The organism is Bowmanella pacifica (assembly GCF_014645355.1).
Lineage (GTDB): Bacteria > Pseudomonadota > Gammaproteobacteria > Enterobacterales > Alteromonadaceae > Bowmanella > Bowmanella pacifica.
The window spans coordinates 43,023-59,760 of the sequence record NZ_BMLS01000001.1; the positions used below are offsets into that span (position 1 = coordinate 43,023).

Consider the following 16,738-nt stretch of genomic DNA (forward strand, 5'->3'; position numbering starts at 1 on the left):
GCTTATCCCAGCGTCATCAGCGGCTGACCGGATTGCACCGCATCGCCGTCATTGACCAACAGTTCGGTGACCGTGCCATCATGGGCTGCACGCACTTCGGTTTCCATTTTCATGGCTTCCATAATCAGCACCACATCGCCTTTGGCAACCTGTTGACCAGGCTTTACCAATAACTTAACGATATTGCCGGCCAGAGGCGCATTTAGGGTTTCTCCCCCTTGTACCGATGCCTGCTGAGGCACTTTTTCTTCGCTGCCCGCCTTAATGTCGGTCAACTCGCCGCTCTCGGCAACCTCGACCTGATAGACCTTGCCATCCACTCGAACAGAGTAGGTAGCCGGGCCTGAGTTAGGTGTGCTGACCTTAGGCTGGACGGCAGCAGGCTTACTCAATGCTTCTTCACCTGGTGCCGGTTCAAAGGCGGCAGGATTGTTGCGATTTTCCAGGAACTTCAAACCTATCTGCGGGAATAACGCATATGTCAGCACATCGTCTACTTGTTCATTGGCAAGAGAAATCCCTTTTTGTGCTGCCGTGGTCTTCAGCTCAGCAGACAATTTCTCCAATTCATCTTCAATCAGATCGGCCGGGCGACAGGTCACCGCCTCTCCGCCGTTCAATACCCGGGCTTGCAACTGTGCATTAACCGGCGCTGCCGTTGCACCATACTCACCTTTAAGTACCGCTGCGGTTTCTTTGGTAATGCTCTTATAGCGCTCACCAGTCAATACATTTAGTACAGCCTGGCTGCCTACAATCTGTGAGGTAGGCGTCACCAGAGGAATAAAGCCCAAGTCTTCGCGCACCGATGGGATTTCACGCAGCACGTCGTCCAGCTTATCTTCAGCACCTTGCTCGCGAAGCTGATTTTCCATATTGGTCAACATGCCACCCGGCACCTGAGCAATCAGAATACGCGAGTCTACCCCACGCAAACTGCCTTCAAACTTGGCATATTTCTTTCTGACTTCACGGAAGTAGGCGGCTATTTCTTCCAGTAACACCAAATCTAATCCGGTGTCTCTTTCGGTTCCCTCAACAATAGACACCATAGTCTCAGTAGCAGAGTGACCATAGGTCATGCTCATGGATGAAATAGAGGTGTCCAACATATCAATACCGGCATCAATGGCCTTTTGATAGGTGGCGGTACTCAGCCCCGTGGTAGCATGACATTGCATGGCAATGGGCACAGCAACGGACTCTTTAAGACGAGTGATCAGCTCTTCACACTCATAAGGCTTCAACAGGCCGGCCATATCCTTAATGCAAATGGAATGCACGCCCATATCTTCCAGCTCACGCGCCATATTCAGCCACAACTCCAGGTTATGCACTGGACTGACCGTGTAGGAAATAGTGCCTTGCGCATGTGCTCCCACCTCAATCGCCGCTTTCACCGCGGTATGCAGGTTACGCATGTCATTCATGGCATCAAAAATACGGAACACATCAACGCCGTTTGTGTGTGCCCGCTCAACAAATTTGCGTACCACATCATCGGCATAATGCCGGTAGCCGAGCAGATTCTGCCCACGCAGCAACATCTGCTGTGGCGTGTTCGGCATGGCCTTCTTTAATTCACGGATACGATGCCAAGGATCTTCACCCAAATAACGAATGCAGGCGTCAAAGGTCGCACCGCCCCAGGATTCCATGGACCAATAGCCAACCTTATCCAGCTTTGGGGCTATCGGTAGCATATCTTCCAAACGCATACGGGTGGCCAACAAGGATTGATGACCATCGCGCAGGACAAGTTCTGTAATGGCAAGGGGTTTAGACATGGGAGCTCCTGCTTATTTTGAATTGCGGTGTTGATGGATAGCAGCACTGATCGCCGCCACTTCAGCCGCTGAAATTCCGGCTGCAACGGTAGGCTTTCTTGGTGTAGCCGCCGTCGTAACATGAGATACAGCCTCGGGGAAACGGCGGCATACTTTGCTGATCAGAGTCACAGCGCCAATCAGCAAGGACAAGAACAGAAACACTACAACCATTCCAACCAATAGTAATAGGCCAGCATCAAGCAGTAGCTGTTGAACATCAGCATTCATTCTGTGGTATCCCTGATTTAAAGAGTGCAGATAAGTATCATGGGGATCAGTAAAAAACAACCAAACCGACCGGTTAAAACGCTATAAGAAATCACTATTTATTCATTTATTCAGCATATTTAATCAAATAGAGCCATAAAACCAGGCAAATTTTGCTCGCCACATATAGTCATTATTCGCGAGACCTTAAACTCTGGGTATGGGCTAGCCCTTTAAGAGGGTCAGCTGTTATTTTGATAAAGCAAGAATATCAGGGGTTAGATGACAGCAAGCTTACCAGCACGATAAAAAGATAAGGAGAATAAGGATAGGCAAGATGGAAAAACCTCTTTCTTTCTACTGGCAGGTTATGGGCCGTGTAGTGACGCACTGGATTATGCAGAGCTTCCTGCCTGGAGCGCAGTGACATTCTCTACGAGCTGACTACAGGTTCGCGTTATAACGTGGAAGGATTACGTCGGGCTATCCTGTCCGCCGCCCTGCGGGCCGTCGCCATAAAACGCGACGTTCAAAAATGCTCCTGGTATTTTTGTCGAACCTGGGAGGTTCTCACCCCGTCCCACGACGGGATATAAAAGAAAAGGCCCCAACTCTTTCGAGTTAGTGACTACGAGGTCGCACAACTGCGTGGAAGGATTACGCTGGGCTATCCTGCCCAGCGCCCTGCGGGCCGTCGCTGTGAAGCGCGACGTTCAAAAATGCTCCTGGCATTTTTGTCGAACCTGAGGAGGCTCTTACCCCATCCCAGACGATATAAAAGAAAAAGCCCCGTTCTTTCGAACGGGGCTTTTTCTTTTATATGGCGCGTGTGGAAGGATTCGAACCTCCGACCGCCTGGTTCGTAGCCAGGTACTCTATCCAGCTGAGCTACACACGCGTGATACTTAAATTCTTGGCTATTTACAGCGGAAATCAATTCACTTCCCTGTCACAGCGAGCGCGAATTCTACATGGCTCGCCGGCAAATGCAATAGTAGTAGGTGATTTTATTTGTGGCAACGCGCTAATCGGCTAAGGTTTGTTCGGCTTATGCGAAATAGTGGCTTATATTCTAGACTGAACCCAGACGAAGAAGGGATACCAATGGATGAAAACCAATATCGCTATTGTGTTGATAGGCTTATTGACGAGCAGCTTGGGAGCGCAGGCCATGGGATTTTTTAAAAAATGTATGTTCTCTGCCGTTGAAGGGACAGTACTATCGGATGGCAAACCTGTTGAGGGAGTCAAAGTCAAACGGCGTTATCTATGGGGAGCTGCCGAAGAAGAGAAAATAGATTACACGACAACAAACTCTGCCGGACGCTTTAGCTTCCCTGCACTTTATAGCTCGTCGCTCTCAGTATCCCTGCTTCCACTGCATGAGGCTGGGGTAAATCAATACATAATCTTTGAATATGACAATAAAGAATTTGACGGTTGGAGTTTTAGAAAACGCAACTATGAGTTGGGTGGAGAAAAAGGGGAATCTCCACTAAATCTGGTCTGTGATTTAACATCATCAGCACAGATAAACGAGGACGGTGGTTACTTAGAGGATTATTACGGGGTCTGCAAGGTGGTTAAATAGATAAAGGATTTAAAATATGGACAGTCTTACGCCTCATCAAAGCGCTTCAATCTGCGATCTAGCTTATGACATAACCGATGAGATTCATACAGCAACAAAAAGCTCAAATGCAAAGTTTCGCGTTCCTTTTGACTATATGAAGAGTGCTAAAAAGAACAGAATATTTGCTAGTTTCGCAAAGCTTCAGTTCTCTCCAATCGATTACTTTCAGGCTAATACGGGCTTAGGTGACGGAAGAACCGCAGCTTTTGGAGTAATAGCAGAAGGAATTGATATATATGGAAATAACCGTAAAGGTGAATCTCTAATTACCATTCGCGGCACCCAATCTTGGGCTGACTGGGGCACCAATTTCCGTACTATGCCGGATTCAAAACAAGGCGTGCATATTCATAGCGGATTTAACCAAGCATTTCAGTCCTTTGCTCATCATATTGATCGCTATCTGGACTGGCATAGCCCCAGCCGTATTCATCTGGTTGGCCATAGCTTGGGCGGGGCGCTCGCCACCTTAACCGCACGACATATTCACAGCCGGGATTCTGCCGGATCCTGTCAGGTTAAGCTATACACCTTTGGTGCACCACGGGTGGGTTTTGATAACTTTAACCAGCAGATGGAAACGCTGATAGGCAAGCAGAATATTTACCGTGTTTACCATGATGCCGACGTGGTCAGTATGATACCCATGTACCCTTTTCTGCATGCTTTCTCGGCCGACAGCGCTGAAGGTTACTGTCTGAACTGGAATGGTAGTCTGGTGTCGGTTCAGGCCCACGATCGCCAGGGCTATATCCGCTCAATTGGCAATAGTGACTGGCAGGGGCTTAAAAACAAGCCGATGGCATGGACCAGTAGACGCCTAATGGCCAGTCTGGGCTCGTATCTGCTGCTGGGACCGGCCTTATTTTCAGCAAAACTGCTAAGCATTATTGGTAAAGCCCTTAACTATATTTTATCCAAAGCCCTGGGAATTGGGCTGGGTACCTTGCCCGGTTACGCCACCACCTTAGACCAAATTAGCTGGTTGCTGGTGCGGGGCATGACAGCGCTAAAGTCGTTGTGGGAACTGGGTATCGGCGCGTTAAAAGCCATACTGGCATTTTTAGGTATTAAAGCCGAGGTAAAGAATCCAACTGTTGCTTTTATTCGCGCCTTGCTGGAGCGGCTCGGTAGTTGCCTGCAATCGCTGGCTTATCAATCTGTTTACCTTACCCATCCAGAAACTGGATTCACCAGTCGCACGCCGCGATCAGGTTGGCAAACGCAACAGGCTTATTTAAGTCGCACGGGATTACTGGAAGACAACATGCCGTTTTCGTCGGGCCACCGTCCCAGACAAAACGCCTATCGCCGCCCGGGTCCTAACAACAAACTCAGCAAACGGCAGTTGGGACCATCAGTCTGGATGCCAGATAATTAAGAGAAAAAGCCACGCGCTTAATTTAGTAGAAAGAGGACTCACGCTTCAGTGTGGAAGACTTACGCTGGGCTATCCTGCCCAATGCCCTGCGGACCGTCGCCAAAGGGCGGTGACGTTCAAAAATGCTCCTGGCATTTTTGTCGAACCTGAGGAGGCTTTACTTCGGCATCCTGCCTACGCCCTTTGGGCCAGCTAAAGCTGTTCTAAAACACTCCCGGTGTTTTAGTTACCCCGTCTCAGACGATATAAAAGAAAAAGTCCGGACTTTTCTGATAGCTGACTGCGGCGCTCGCGTCACTGCGTGGAAGGATTACGCCGGGCTATCCTGCCCGCCGCCCTGCGGGCCGTCGCTGTGAAGCGCGACGTTCCAATTCGTTCCTGACGAATTGGTCGAACCTGGGAGGTTCTCACCCCGTCCCACGACGGGATATAAAAAAAAGGCCCCAACTCTTTCGAGTTAGTGACTACGAGATCGCGCTACTGCGTGGAAGGATTACGCTGGGCTATCCTGCCCAGCGCCCTGCGGGCCGTCGCTGTGAAGCGCGACGTTCAAAAATGCTCCTGGCATTTTTGTCGAACCTGAGGAGGCTCTTACCCCATCCCAGACGATATAAAAGAAAAAGCCCCGTTCTTTCGAACGGGGCTTTTTCTTTTATATGGCGCGTGTGGAAGGATTCGAACCTCCGACCGCCTGGTTCGTAGCCAGGTACTCTATCCAGCTGAGCTACACACGCGTAAACTTTTGAATCCTGCATTTACTCTAAAAGTAAATGGCGGAGAGAGAGGGATTCGAACCCTCGATAGGGGTTAACCTATACACCCTTAGCAGGGGTGCGCCTTCAGCCACTCGGCCATCTCTCCTCAATGTGGGGTCGCAGTTTAATGATTCACTGAAGTAAGTCAAACCTTTTTTATACTGAAAAGAATCGTTCGTTGAGCTTTTAAACAATCGAGGCATTTTTTACACAAAAAGGTCGATTTTTGACAGTTTATTGCTCATCACCGATGAACAATATATTAAAGCGGAGGTAAGGTAACAGAAAAGAAAAAGGCTGGTTACCCAGCCTATTTTGTCTTATGCGTCATCAGATGCGTCTTCACCCGGATACTGAGAGTTTTTCTCAGCCTGGATTCGCATATAAATCTCTTCACGATGCACAGATACTTCTTTCGGGGCATTTACGCCGATCCGAACTTGGTTTCCTTTGACACCCAGTACAGTGACGGTCACTTCGTCACCAATCATCAGGGTCTCACCTACACGACGGGTCAATATAAGCATTCGCTTGCTCCTGTTCCGTTTTTCCAACAAGTCCTTACTTAAACCTAGCGTAATTCTCTGTTATCACAAGAGATTATCTAGTAGCCCTTCCTTGTTTTCCGTGTCACTTCAGAAAACCGGCCCGAATTACTCAAAAAGTGAGCGGCGGATTATAGCTTATCCGCCAGCCATGTCGACACACTGGCAAGCGCTGCATCCAGATTTTCTGGTTGCGTTCCGCCGGCCTGCGCCATATCAGGGCGACCACCACCCTTCCCGCCAACCTGTTGTGCCACAAAATTAACCAGCTCACCTGCCTTAACCTTATCGGTCAAATCTTTGGTTACGCCAGCGATTAAACTGACTTTCTGGTTTTCGGCCACACCCAGCATTAATACACCTGAGCCAAGTTTCGTCTTCAGGCTATCCATTAAATCGCGCAAAGACTTCGCTTCTACGCCATCGAGTTTAGCAGATAACAGCTTAACCCCATTCACTTCAACAGCACTGCTAAGCATATCGGCACCGGCCTGGCTGGCCAGTTTTTGTTTAAGCTGCTGGATTTCTTTCTCCAACCCTTTAGCCTGTTCCAGCAATTGTCCTACTCGTTCAGGTACGGCCTGCACATCAGATTTCAACTGACTCGCCACCCCCTGCAACTGCTGACTCTGTTGTTGACTGTAAGCCAGGGCGGCCTCACCGGTGACCGCTTCAATACGACGCACCCCAGAGGCAATACCGCTTTCGCTGACGATACGCAGTAAACCAATATCCCCAGTACGTTTGACATGCGTACCACCACACAGTTCCATAGAGAAGGCCCCCATGGAAACCACCCGCACTTCATCATCATACTTCTCGCCAAACAGGGCTTGCGCTCCGGCGGCCTTGGCATCCTCAATGGCCATCAATCGTGTGGTCAGGTCGTGATTCTCACGTACCTGTTGATTAACCAAATTCTCAATCTCAACCAACTGCTCTCGAGTGACCCCTTCAAAATGTGAAAAGTCAAAACGTAGCTTATCGGGCTGAACCAATGAGCCTTTCTGATTCACATGCTCACCCAGCACTTTTTTCAGTGCCGCATGCAGCAAGTGCGTGGCACTGTGGTTGAGCTTAATGGCCTGACGACGCGCAGTATCGATTTGCGCTTCCACCTTGTCACCTAGCGCAATGGCAGCTTCTGCCAAACCTTTGTGAGCAATGGCATTGCCTAATTTGATGGTGTCGGTGACCCGGAATGTACCATTCAGCAGTTTCAACACACCAGTATCACCTACCTGACCACCAGATTCGGCGTAAAATGGCGTATTATCCAATACCACAATACCTTGTTCGCCTGTCGCTAAGCTGTTAACCGCACTTTGCTGATTAAACAGTTCCACCACCTCGGCCATGCCTTCATTATGCTCATATCCGGTAAATTCAGAGCTATTCTCACTGGTGAGTTGTGCATTGTAGTCGGCACCAAAGTTACTGGCGGCCTGGGCGCGCTTACGCTGCTCTGCCATGGCGGCTTCAAAGCCCTGCTCATCAATGCTGTAACCTCTCTCACGAGCCACATCGTTGGTTAAATCGGAGGGGAAGCCATAAGTGTCATACAGCTTAAATACCAGCTCACCAGGGATAACCTCGCCATCCAGATTTTCCAACGCATCAGACAGAATCTGCATGCCACGTTCCAGCGTGCGGGCAAACTGCTCTTCTTCGGCTTTCAGTACCCGCTCGATAGTAGCTTGTTGTGACTTCAGCTCTGGGTAGGCCTCGCCCATCTGCGTAACCAATGAAGATACCAACTGATAGAAGAAAATATCTTTAGCACCCAATTTGTAGCCATGCCGTACCGCACGACGGATAATACGGCGCAGTACATAGCCACGGCCTTCATTGGAAGGCAAAACGCCATCCGCGATCAGGAAGCTGCAAGAGCGAATGTGGTCTGCCACAACACGCAATGACTTATCTTCCAGATCCTTGGCCCCCGTCACCTGGGCGGTGTCTTTAATAAGTGCCTGGAATAAATCGATTTCATAGTTACTGTGCACATGCTGCAAAATGGCCGAAATACGCTCAAGTCCCATGCCGGTATCGATGGACGGCTTAGGCAAGGGCTCCATAGTGCCATCGGCCTGACGATTGAACTGCATGAAAACCAGGTTCCAGATCTCGATAAAGCGATCACCGTCTTCTTCAGGCGAACCAGGAGGGCCCCCCCAGATATGCTCGCCGTGATCATAAAAAATCTCTGAGCATGGACCACAAGGACCGGTATCCCCCATGGACCAGAAGTTGTCCGAGGTACTAATACGGATAATCTTCTCAGCGGGAAGACCAATATCCTTTTCCCAGATGGCAAAGGCTTCATCGTCTTCGGCATATACCGTAACCAACAGTTTTTCTTTCGGCAGCTTTAATTCTTCGGTCAAAAAATTCCAAGCAAAAGCAATAGCTTCCTTCTTGAAGTAGTCGCCAAAACTGAAGTTACCCAGCATTTCAAAGAAGGTGTGATGGCGTGCGGTATAACCCACGTTTTCCAAATCATTGTGCTTACCACCAGCACGTACACAGCGCTGAGATGAAACGGCTCTGGTATAAGCGCGTTTTTCCGCCCCTAAAAACACATCTTTAAACTGGTTCATACCGGCATTGGTAAACAGCAATGTCGGATCATCTGCCGGCACCAGTGAACTGCTGGCAACCTTCTGGTGACCATGCCTGGCAAAGTAGTCCAAAAATGCGCTTCGAATTTCGGCAGTGCTAATAGTCATTTAATGTCCCGGAGAAAAACTGTGATAAAAAAACCTGTAAAACAGTGCGGACAATATCATGAAATCTCGCCGCCTGTCAGGTGCAATGATAAGTATATAAAGGGCTTTGCGCGGTCAGAACCAGGTTGTTTTAGCCCTTTTAGCTAAGTTCCCTATTCAAGTGCTCGAATTTACACGTAATCCTAAGACGCCGAGCCGTGAAAGTAGAGAATTCATCCTAGTCAAAGGCTGCGTCGCACGCATAGCGGATCTGCTCATTGCTAAAGCCTTTATACTGCAAATAGCGCATACGTTTTTGTTGCTCTTTCCAATCGCCGGCAGGCTGGCTGTACTTGCGCTGATAGACCAAAAGTGCACTTTCAAACCAGTCAGGACTGAGGGCTTCCAGCGCCTGATAAATATCACTCTCACCAACCTGACGCGCTCTTAACTCAGCACGGATACGCATTTCCCCCTGGCCTTTTGCAACACGCTGGCGTACAAAACTCTGTGCAAACCGCGCATCAGACTGCCACCCCCGCTCGACAAAATCAGCCAGGACCGAGCGACTAAGCGAGGGATCCAGTCCTTTCATAGCCAGTTTGGTCAATAACTCGGCCTGACTGTGTTCTCGTCTGGATAGCAGCGAGGTCAGAGTTTCCCTGATGATCTTGCGATCGGCATCTGTCATAGTTATCTGCATATCAATAAGCCCGACAGTATTGTAACGCTGGCACGCCATGGATCTACAATTCACTTTTATCGATAGTCTTAAACGTATTCAACCTGCAGACTGGCAAACCTTGTCCCAAGGCGCGGGCCCCTTTCTTGATTATGCGTTTTTAACCGCCCTGGAAACCCAGCATTGCGTAGGTGGGCAAAGCGGCTGGCAACCCTGGCATTTGCAAGTGGAGGATAAGCAGGGTCTGGTTGCCCTACTGCCCCTGTATAAAAAGTGGCACAGTTACGGCGAATATGTATTCGACTTTGCCTGGGCCGATGCCTTTGCCAGACATGGGCATGACTACTACCCTAAACTGGTCGCCGGCATTCCCTTTACCCCCGTACCAGGCCCAAGATTACTGACCAGGCAGGATGTCCGTCTCGAGGAGATTTGGCCAAGTGTGCTTAAGCATTTACAACTTATTTGTCAGGCGCAGTCGCTGTCCTCCCTGCATATCTTGTTTTGCCAAAAAACCGAGTCAGATACCTTGGCTGAATTGGGTGTCGTCCAGCGTCACTCGGTACAATTTCATTGGTTCAACCGGGGATACACTGACTTTAACGATTTTGTTGCCAGGTTCACCTCCCGTAAGCGCAAGAATCTGCAAAAAGAAAGACGCCGGCTTAGCGATGCCGGTATCACTTTTCACCGCTTAACCGGCTCAGCCATTAGCACAGAGCATATACAAGCCTTTTATCAGTGCTACCGGCAAACATACCTCAAACGTTCGGGCCACAATGGTTACCTGAATGAAGCCTTGTTTGAAGATTTGTTACGGCACATGGGTGAAAAATTGCTGTTGGTTCAGGCTAGGCGAGATGGTGACATGCTGGCCAGCGCATTATTCTTCTTTGATCAACAGGGGCTATATGGTCGCTATTGGGGTTGTTTGAATGAGATTGACGGACTGCATTTTGAGGTCTGCTATTACCAGGGTATTGAGTTTTGCATTGAACAACAACTGGCATTTTTTAATCCAGGGACTCAGGGAGAGCACAAAATTCAGCGCGGCTTTGAGCCCGTCATTTGTTACAGCAATCATTGGCTGACCTCAGCACAATTTTATACCGCGGTTAAAGATTTCATTGTCCGGGAGAAGCAATATATTTTTGATTATCAAAAGGATACATCTACCCTTCTGCCATTTTCACAGCGCGGTACGGAATAAAGATGTTCCTTGCGCAGAACAGCTGCTAAAGTCGAAAAAAAATACCTAGTACTTAGAATTGTTGTGAAGCCCTTGTATTCTTTGTTCTTGGCGCTGTGTTTGAACTTTCCCTCTGCATGGGCGGATCAAGTAGTGCATATGCATATTGCGGTGTCAGAAAGACATACGCAGGGTTTGTCGCGTCCCGGCGAATATCGCCTGAGCTGGCAATTACTGGAACGTATTTTAGCCGATGATAAACATTTCGAAGTGACCCCATCATCGTTGGCCTGGTCCTGGTCACAAACACAATTACAGCAAGGAAAATTAGACGCCGTTTTTTTTGCAGCCAAGACCGAGGAGCGCAGCAAGTGGGCGCAATTCAGTCCGCCACTAACCGTCTCACGCGCCGGTTTTTATAGTCTGCCTGGCACGCCGCCCAAAACCATTCAGCAACTAAAAAGGGCCTGGCAACCTGTTGGTGTCATTGAAGGGTCGGCACAAAGTCAATTCTTGCGTGACAATGGCTTTGATAATTTTTATGGCCTTGTAGAAAGCGACGCATTATTTCAAATGTTACAAGGCGGTCGTATTGAGCATATCTTTATCTTGCAGAGCCTGGCGAACCACTATTGTTCGCTGAATGCCAGGGAGCATCAGCAGCCCTGTCTAATAGCCGGTGAGATGCCGATGGAAACCACCATACATCTGATGGGCAATCTCGGCGATCCGGCATTTGCCAATTTTTCCATTGCGATAGCCCAAGGGCTGAAAAAGCTTGTTGCATCCGACGATGTACGTCAGTTGTACGAGGAAAACGGCCTGCCGCCTGATAGTTATCAGAAGTGGCTGGCACAGTTCAATGCTTACATCCCAGTTGTGCAACACAGGCGCTAAGGTAACTTTTGCCAAATCAGCAGTTGATTATTGGCTGGCATCTGAACCCTTTGCATTAGTGTCAGCCCAGAGCCATTGAGCCATTGCTGTAATTGCGCCACATCACGTATACCGCCAAATCCCTGACTGAGTAGCTGTTGATCAAAAGCCCGGTTACTGTCACTGGTATACTGACCGTCGATGTTAAACGGGCCATACTGGCAAAATACACCATTATCTGGCAGATGCTTAGCCACCAACTGCATCATAAGTTGGGCTTCACTCACTTGCATAATATGGGTGGTATTGGCGGTAAACACAGCGTCAAAATTCCCCGCCGGCCAGTCATCCATCCCAACGGTAAAGCCAACGGGGCGGCGCAAGTTATCGGCCGGGAAGTCATCTATCCAGGCATTAATACCGGCGTGATTCTCAGCGCGATCGCTGGTATGCCAAACTAAATGCGGCAATTGCGCAGCAAGATACACCGCGTGTTGCCCTGTACCCGAACCGATTTCCAGCAAACTTTTGCTGTCGCCAAGGCGTACTTTCAGTACCTCCAGAATGGGGCCTTTGTTATTCTCACAAGCCTGGCTGTAAGGTTTATTCATGAAATTTGTCTCCAATCCGGCAGTGCTTTAAACGCTGCAAAAAATCCGCTACTTGGGGCTCGCCCTCAGCCGGCGCCCAGCTTGCGACATCTTCAGTAGATAAAGGCTGATACGGACCTTGCTTGACCTCCAAAAAGGTCGCCGCTTGTTCCACTGCGACCACGCTGTGCCAGGTATTAGGGGGGATCTCCAAGCCTCGCAGCGGCCCTTGGGCGCAAAGCTCATGGCGGGCCAGCACCTCGCCTTTTGGACTGAAAACGACAAAAGATGCAGTGCCCTCCAGCATCAGAAAAAACTCCCATTTATCTGATTGGCTATGCCGATGTGGCCTGACGTAAGAGTCAGGCATCAGGGTAATAAATAAGCGCTGCACGGGATCGCTAAGATCACTGTGGATATTATGATTGAGTCGTCTTCTGGGGCTTTGCGCAGCGCCCGCATGCAATTGCTGAAACAGCGCGTCATTAAAAAGTTGAATTGTCACGTTCAATTACCCTGACATCTCACAGAGTGGCAAGCCTAACAGAAAGGCCGATAACTGGGTATGCTGCCAAGCACGAGCGCCTTTGATGGCCATAAAAAAAGGGAGCCTAGCTCCCTTTGTGTTAACTAAATACAACCTGTGCTCAGCTTAAGTTAGGGGCCAGCCACTTTTCGGCGGTCTGGATATCCCAGCCCTTGCGCTGCGCATAATCTTCTAGCTGATCAGATTGAATCTGCGCCACAGCAAAGTACTTGCTCTGCGGGTGAGCAAAGTACCAACCTGATACCGAGGCCCCGGGCCACATGGCATAGCTGGAGGTAAGCTGCATACCAATTCGGCGCTCAACGTCCAGCAGCTCCCAGATCTTCTGCTTTTCGGTATGCTCAGGGCATGCCGCATAACCGGGCGCAGGACGAATGCCTTGATACTTTTCACGGATCAGCTCGTCGTTACTGAGGTTTTCTTCGGCAGCATAACCCCAGATTTCCTTACGCACCCGCTCGTGCAGATACTCGGCAAAGGCCTCGGCTAATCTGTCGGCCACAGCCTTGACCATAATGGCGTTATAGTCGTCGCCATCGGCCTTGTACGCATCGGCCAGTTCATCTTCGCCAATGCCGCCTGTTACCGCGAAAGCGCCGGTATAGTCGGCTACACCGCTGTCTTTAGTGGCGATGAAATCGCTTAAACAATAGTTAGGAAAATCCAGCTTTTCGGTTTGCTGGCGCAGGTGGCAAGCCTTAGTTAACACCTGACTACGGCTGTCATCAGCGTAAATCTCAATATCATCACCAACGCGGTTGGCAGCAAAAATACCCACCACGCCTTTGGCCTGAATTTCACCGGATTGCTCAAAGCGGTCCAGCATGGCATTCGCGTCGGCAAACAGCTTTTTAGCTTCCTCACCCACCACTTCATCATCAAAAATGCGTGGGTATTTACCGGCCAGTGACCAGGTCAGGAAATACGGCGTCCAGTCTATATAGCGGCGCAACGTGGCGATATCCGCAGTAATTTCCTGCACCCCAAGCTGATTGGGTTTTTGCGGCTGATAGTCGCTAAAGTCGAGCTTGACATCGTTAGCGCGGGCCTGCTCCAGACTAACTGGTTTAGTGCGCGGCTTTTTACGGGCATGCTGTTCGCGGACTTTTTCGTACTCCACTGCCAGCTCGGCCGCATACTCGGCGCGGGCGGTAGCAGAAATCAGCTTCTGGCATACCCCCACGGCGCGGGAAGCATTGGGTACATAAACTACCGGGCCATGATAATTCTGCTCAATCTTCACCGCCGTATGGGCCTTGGATGTAGTAGCACCACCAATCAGCAGCGGCAGCTCAAAACCCTGGCGCTGCATTTCTTTGGCCACATGTACCATTTCATCCAGGGACGGCGTAATCAGCCCCGACAGACCAATCATATCGGCCTTTTGTTCACGGGCGGTTTGCAGAATTTTCTCGCAAGGTACCATCACCCCAAGGTCAATCACCTCGAAGTTATTACATTGCAGCACCACACCGACGATATTCTTGCCGATATCGTGCACATCACCTTTTACCGTGGCGAGCAGAATTTTACCGTTGGATGAGCCGGCATTCTTTTCATCTTCGATATATGGCTGTAAATAGGCCACGGCACGTTTCATTACCCGGGCTGATTTCACCACCTGGGGCAAAAACATCTTACCTTCGCCAAAAAGGTCCCCCACCACGTTCATGCCGTCCATTAACGGCCCTTCAATCACATGCAGGGGTTTTTCTGCTTCCAGACGAGCCGCTTCAGTGTCTTCCTCGATAAAATCGGTAATGCCTTTAACCAGCGCATATTCCAGCCGTTTACTCACCGGAAAGCCACGCCATTCCTGAGTTTCTTTTTCGACTTCTTTACCGTCGCCTCGGTATTTTGGCGCCAGTTCCAGCAAGCGGTCAGTCGCCTCAGGGTGGCGGTTAAGAATCACATCTTCCACCGCTTCACGCAGTTCCAGTGGAATATCGTCATACACCGCCAACTGCCCGGCGTTAACTATGGCCATATCCATACCGGCCTTGATGGCATAGTACAAAAACACCGAGTGCATGGCTTCACGCACTGGTTCATTACCACGAAACGAGAAGGACACATTCGACAAACCACCGGAGATATGGGCATGAGGCAGATGCTGGCGAATTTTGCGGGTGGCATTAATAAAGTCCACCGCGTAATTGTTGTGCTCTTCGATACCTGTTGCGACCGCAAAGATATTGGGGTCAAAAATAATGTCTTCCGGCGGAAAGCCGACTTTTTCGGTCAGTAACTTGTAACTGCGCTGACAGATTTCGAACTTACGTTCTTCGGTGTCGGCCTGCCCCACCTCATCAAAGGCCATAACCACAGTTGCAGCGCCATAGCGCCTGATGAGCTTGGCCTGATGCAGGAACTGTTCTTCACCTTCTTTAAGGCTGATGGAGTTAACAATGGCCTTGCCCTGCACACACTTAAGCCCGGCTTCAATCACCGACCATTTGGATGAGTCGATCATCACAGGTACGCGGCTGATATCCGGCTCAGAGGCAATCAGATTTAAAAAGCGTACCATGGCCGCTTCGGAGTCCAACATGGCTTCATCCATGTTGATATCAATCACTTGCGCGCCGTTTTCCACCTGCTGGCGGGCCACTTCCAATGCCGCTTCATAATCGCCTTCCAGAATCAGGCGTTTAAAGCGGGCCGAACCTGTGACGTTGGTACGCTCGCCGACGTTAATAAAGTTGGCGCTGGCTTGTTGAGTCATGCTTACCTCGGTCTGTTACTGTACAAATGGCTCAAGGCCGGACAGGCGTAATTTCACCGGCAATCTGGGCGGTACCCTTGGCGCCTTACCCGCTACAGAATCGGCCAGAATGCGAATATGTTCAGGAGTGGTGCCACAGCAGCCGCCGACAATATTCAGCAGACCTGCATCTGCCCATTCGCGGATATGCACAGCCATTTCTTCACCGTCCATATCGTATTCGCCAAATTCATTGGGTAGACCGGCATTAGGGTGCGCAGATACCGCACATTCACAAACATCACTCAGCTCTTGTACATATTGGCGCAATAAATCCGGCCCCAAGGCGCAGTTAAGGCCGAACGACAGTGGCTTAATATGACGCAGTGAATAGTAGAAAGCTTCGGTGGTTTGTCCGGACAAGGTACGGCCAGAGGCATCGGTAATAGTACCGGAGATCATCACCGGCAAGGATTGAGCGCGTTTTTCAAACACGTTCTCTACCGCAAAGGCCGCCGCTTTGGCATTTAAGGTATCAAAGATAGTCTCGATAAGAATAATATCCGCGCCACCTTCCATCAGCGCTTGCGTGGCTTCTTCGTAGGCTTCCACCAACTCATCGAAAGTGACATTGCGCTTACCTGGGTCATTCACATCCGGGGAAATGGACGCGGTACGGTTAGTCGGCCCTAATACACCTGCCACATAGCGTGGTCGCTCAGGCGTGCTGTATTTTTTGCAGGCCTGTTTGGCCAGTCGGGTGGCCTCAACATTAATGTCATACACCAGCGACTGCATATCGTAGTCAGCCATGGCGATAGAGGTGGCGTTAAAAGTATTGGTTTCCAGAATATCGGCACCAGCGGCCAGGTATTTCTCGTGAATTTCCCGAATCATGTCCGGCTGAGTTAGTACCAGCAGATCGTTATTGCCCTTGATATCCATATGCCAGTCGGCAAAGCGAGTGCCACGATAATCGGCTTCTTCCAGTTTATATTGCTGGATCATGGTCCCCATCGCGCCATCCAGGATCAGGATGCGGGATTTCAGGGCCTCTTCAATGGACTTAAGCTTCAACTAAACAATCCTCTT

Annotated in this window: 13 protein-coding genes and 3 tRNA genes; 4 read left to right on the forward strand and 12 right to left on the reverse strand. The window is 49.8% G+C overall.

The window, feature by feature from the left end; genetic code table 11:
• Positions 1-2: 2 nt before the first annotated feature.
• The 3 genes from oadA to IEX02_RS00215 form a co-directional block, all read right to left on the reverse strand.
• Positions 3-1,787 (reverse strand): sodium-extruding oxaloacetate decarboxylase subunit alpha, encoded by a 1,785-nt coding sequence (oadA, locus tag IEX02_RS00205; RefSeq protein ID WP_188688549.1) that lies wholly within the window; start codon positions 1,785-1,787, stop codon positions 3-5.
• A 12-nt stretch (positions 1,788-1,799) separates the two neighbouring features.
• Positions 1,800-2,057: an OadG family transporter subunit gene (locus IEX02_RS00210; protein WP_188688552.1), complete on the reverse strand. Its 258-nt coding sequence runs from the start codon at positions 2,055-2,057 to the stop codon at positions 1,800-1,802.
• 800 nt (positions 2,058-2,857) lie between these two features.
• A tRNA-Arg gene (locus IEX02_RS00215) sits at positions 2,858-2,934 on the reverse strand.
• Positions 2,935-3,144: 210 nt separating this feature from the next.
• Here IEX02_RS00215 and IEX02_RS00220 point away from each other — a divergent pair.
• A complete protein-coding gene (locus IEX02_RS00220) occupies positions 3,145-3,627 on the forward strand; it encodes a DUF6795 domain-containing protein (RefSeq protein WP_188688555.1) in 483 nt (160 codons plus the stop codon).
• A gap of 136 nt (positions 3,628-3,763) precedes the next feature.
• The gene (locus tag IEX02_RS00225; RefSeq protein ID WP_268237393.1) at positions 3,764-5,050 is read left to right on the forward strand and encodes a lipase family protein; all 1,287 of its coding nucleotides are present in this window, start codon (positions 3,764-3,766) and stop codon (positions 5,048-5,050) included.
• Between the two features lie 657 nt (positions 5,051-5,707).
• Here IEX02_RS00225 and IEX02_RS00230 read toward each other — a convergent pair.
• The 5 genes from IEX02_RS00230 to IEX02_RS00250 form a co-directional block, all read right to left on the reverse strand.
• Positions 5,708-5,784, reverse strand: a tRNA-Arg gene (locus IEX02_RS00230).
• Between the two features lie 37 nt (positions 5,785-5,821).
• Positions 5,822-5,911, reverse strand: a tRNA-Ser gene (locus tag IEX02_RS00235).
• 214 nt (positions 5,912-6,125) lie between these two features.
• The gene (csrA, locus tag IEX02_RS00240; RefSeq protein ID WP_188688561.1) at positions 6,126-6,332 is read right to left on the reverse strand and encodes a carbon storage regulator CsrA; all 207 of its coding nucleotides are present in this window, start codon (positions 6,330-6,332) and stop codon (positions 6,126-6,128) included.
• Between the two features lie 149 nt (positions 6,333-6,481).
• The gene (alaS, locus tag IEX02_RS00245; protein WP_188688564.1) at positions 6,482-9,079 is read right to left on the reverse strand and encodes an alanine--tRNA ligase; all 2,598 of its coding nucleotides are present in this window, start codon (positions 9,077-9,079) and stop codon (positions 6,482-6,484) included.
• Positions 9,080-9,296: 217 nt separating this feature from the next.
• Positions 9,297-9,749, reverse strand: coding sequence for a regulatory protein RecX (locus IEX02_RS00250; RefSeq protein WP_188688567.1), 453 nt, complete (start codon positions 9,747-9,749; stop codon positions 9,297-9,299).
• Between the two features lie 49 nt (positions 9,750-9,798).
• Between IEX02_RS00250 and IEX02_RS00255 the strand changes: the two genes are divergently transcribed.
• A complete protein-coding gene (locus tag IEX02_RS00255; protein ID WP_188688570.1) occupies positions 9,799-10,950 on the forward strand; it encodes a GNAT family N-acetyltransferase in 1,152 nt (383 codons plus the stop codon).
• Between the two features lie 63 nt (positions 10,951-11,013).
• Positions 11,014-11,826: a substrate-binding periplasmic protein gene (locus tag IEX02_RS00260; RefSeq protein WP_188688572.1), complete on the forward strand. Its 813-nt coding sequence runs from the start codon at positions 11,014-11,016 to the stop codon at positions 11,824-11,826.
• Here IEX02_RS00260 and IEX02_RS00265 read toward each other — a convergent pair.
• The 4 genes from IEX02_RS00265 to IEX02_RS20300 all read right to left on the reverse strand — a co-directional run bounded on the left by IEX02_RS00265 (position 11,823) and on the right by IEX02_RS20300 (position 16,723).
• Positions 11,823-12,416: a DUF938 domain-containing protein gene (locus IEX02_RS00265; RefSeq protein WP_188688577.1), complete on the reverse strand. Its 594-nt coding sequence runs from the start codon at positions 12,414-12,416 to the stop codon at positions 11,823-11,825. The two genes, IEX02_RS00260 and IEX02_RS00265, sit on opposite strands and share 4 nt — an antisense overlap.
• The gene (locus IEX02_RS00270) at positions 12,409-12,900 is read right to left on the reverse strand and encodes a WbuC family cupin fold metalloprotein (protein WP_229701952.1); all 492 of its coding nucleotides are present in this window, start codon (positions 12,898-12,900) and stop codon (positions 12,409-12,411) included. The genes IEX02_RS00265 and IEX02_RS00270 overlap by 8 nt, the downstream gene beginning before the upstream one ends.
• Positions 12,901-13,042: 142 nt before the next feature.
• A complete protein-coding gene (metH, locus tag IEX02_RS00275; protein ID WP_229701954.1) occupies positions 13,043-15,667 on the reverse strand; it encodes a methionine synthase in 2,625 nt (874 codons plus the stop codon).
• 15 nt (positions 15,668-15,682) lie between these two features.
• Positions 15,683-16,723 (reverse strand): homocysteine S-methyltransferase family protein, encoded by a 1,041-nt coding sequence (locus IEX02_RS20300; RefSeq protein WP_268237367.1) that lies wholly within the window; start codon positions 16,721-16,723, stop codon positions 15,683-15,685.
• Positions 16,724-16,738 lie beyond the last annotated feature (15 nt).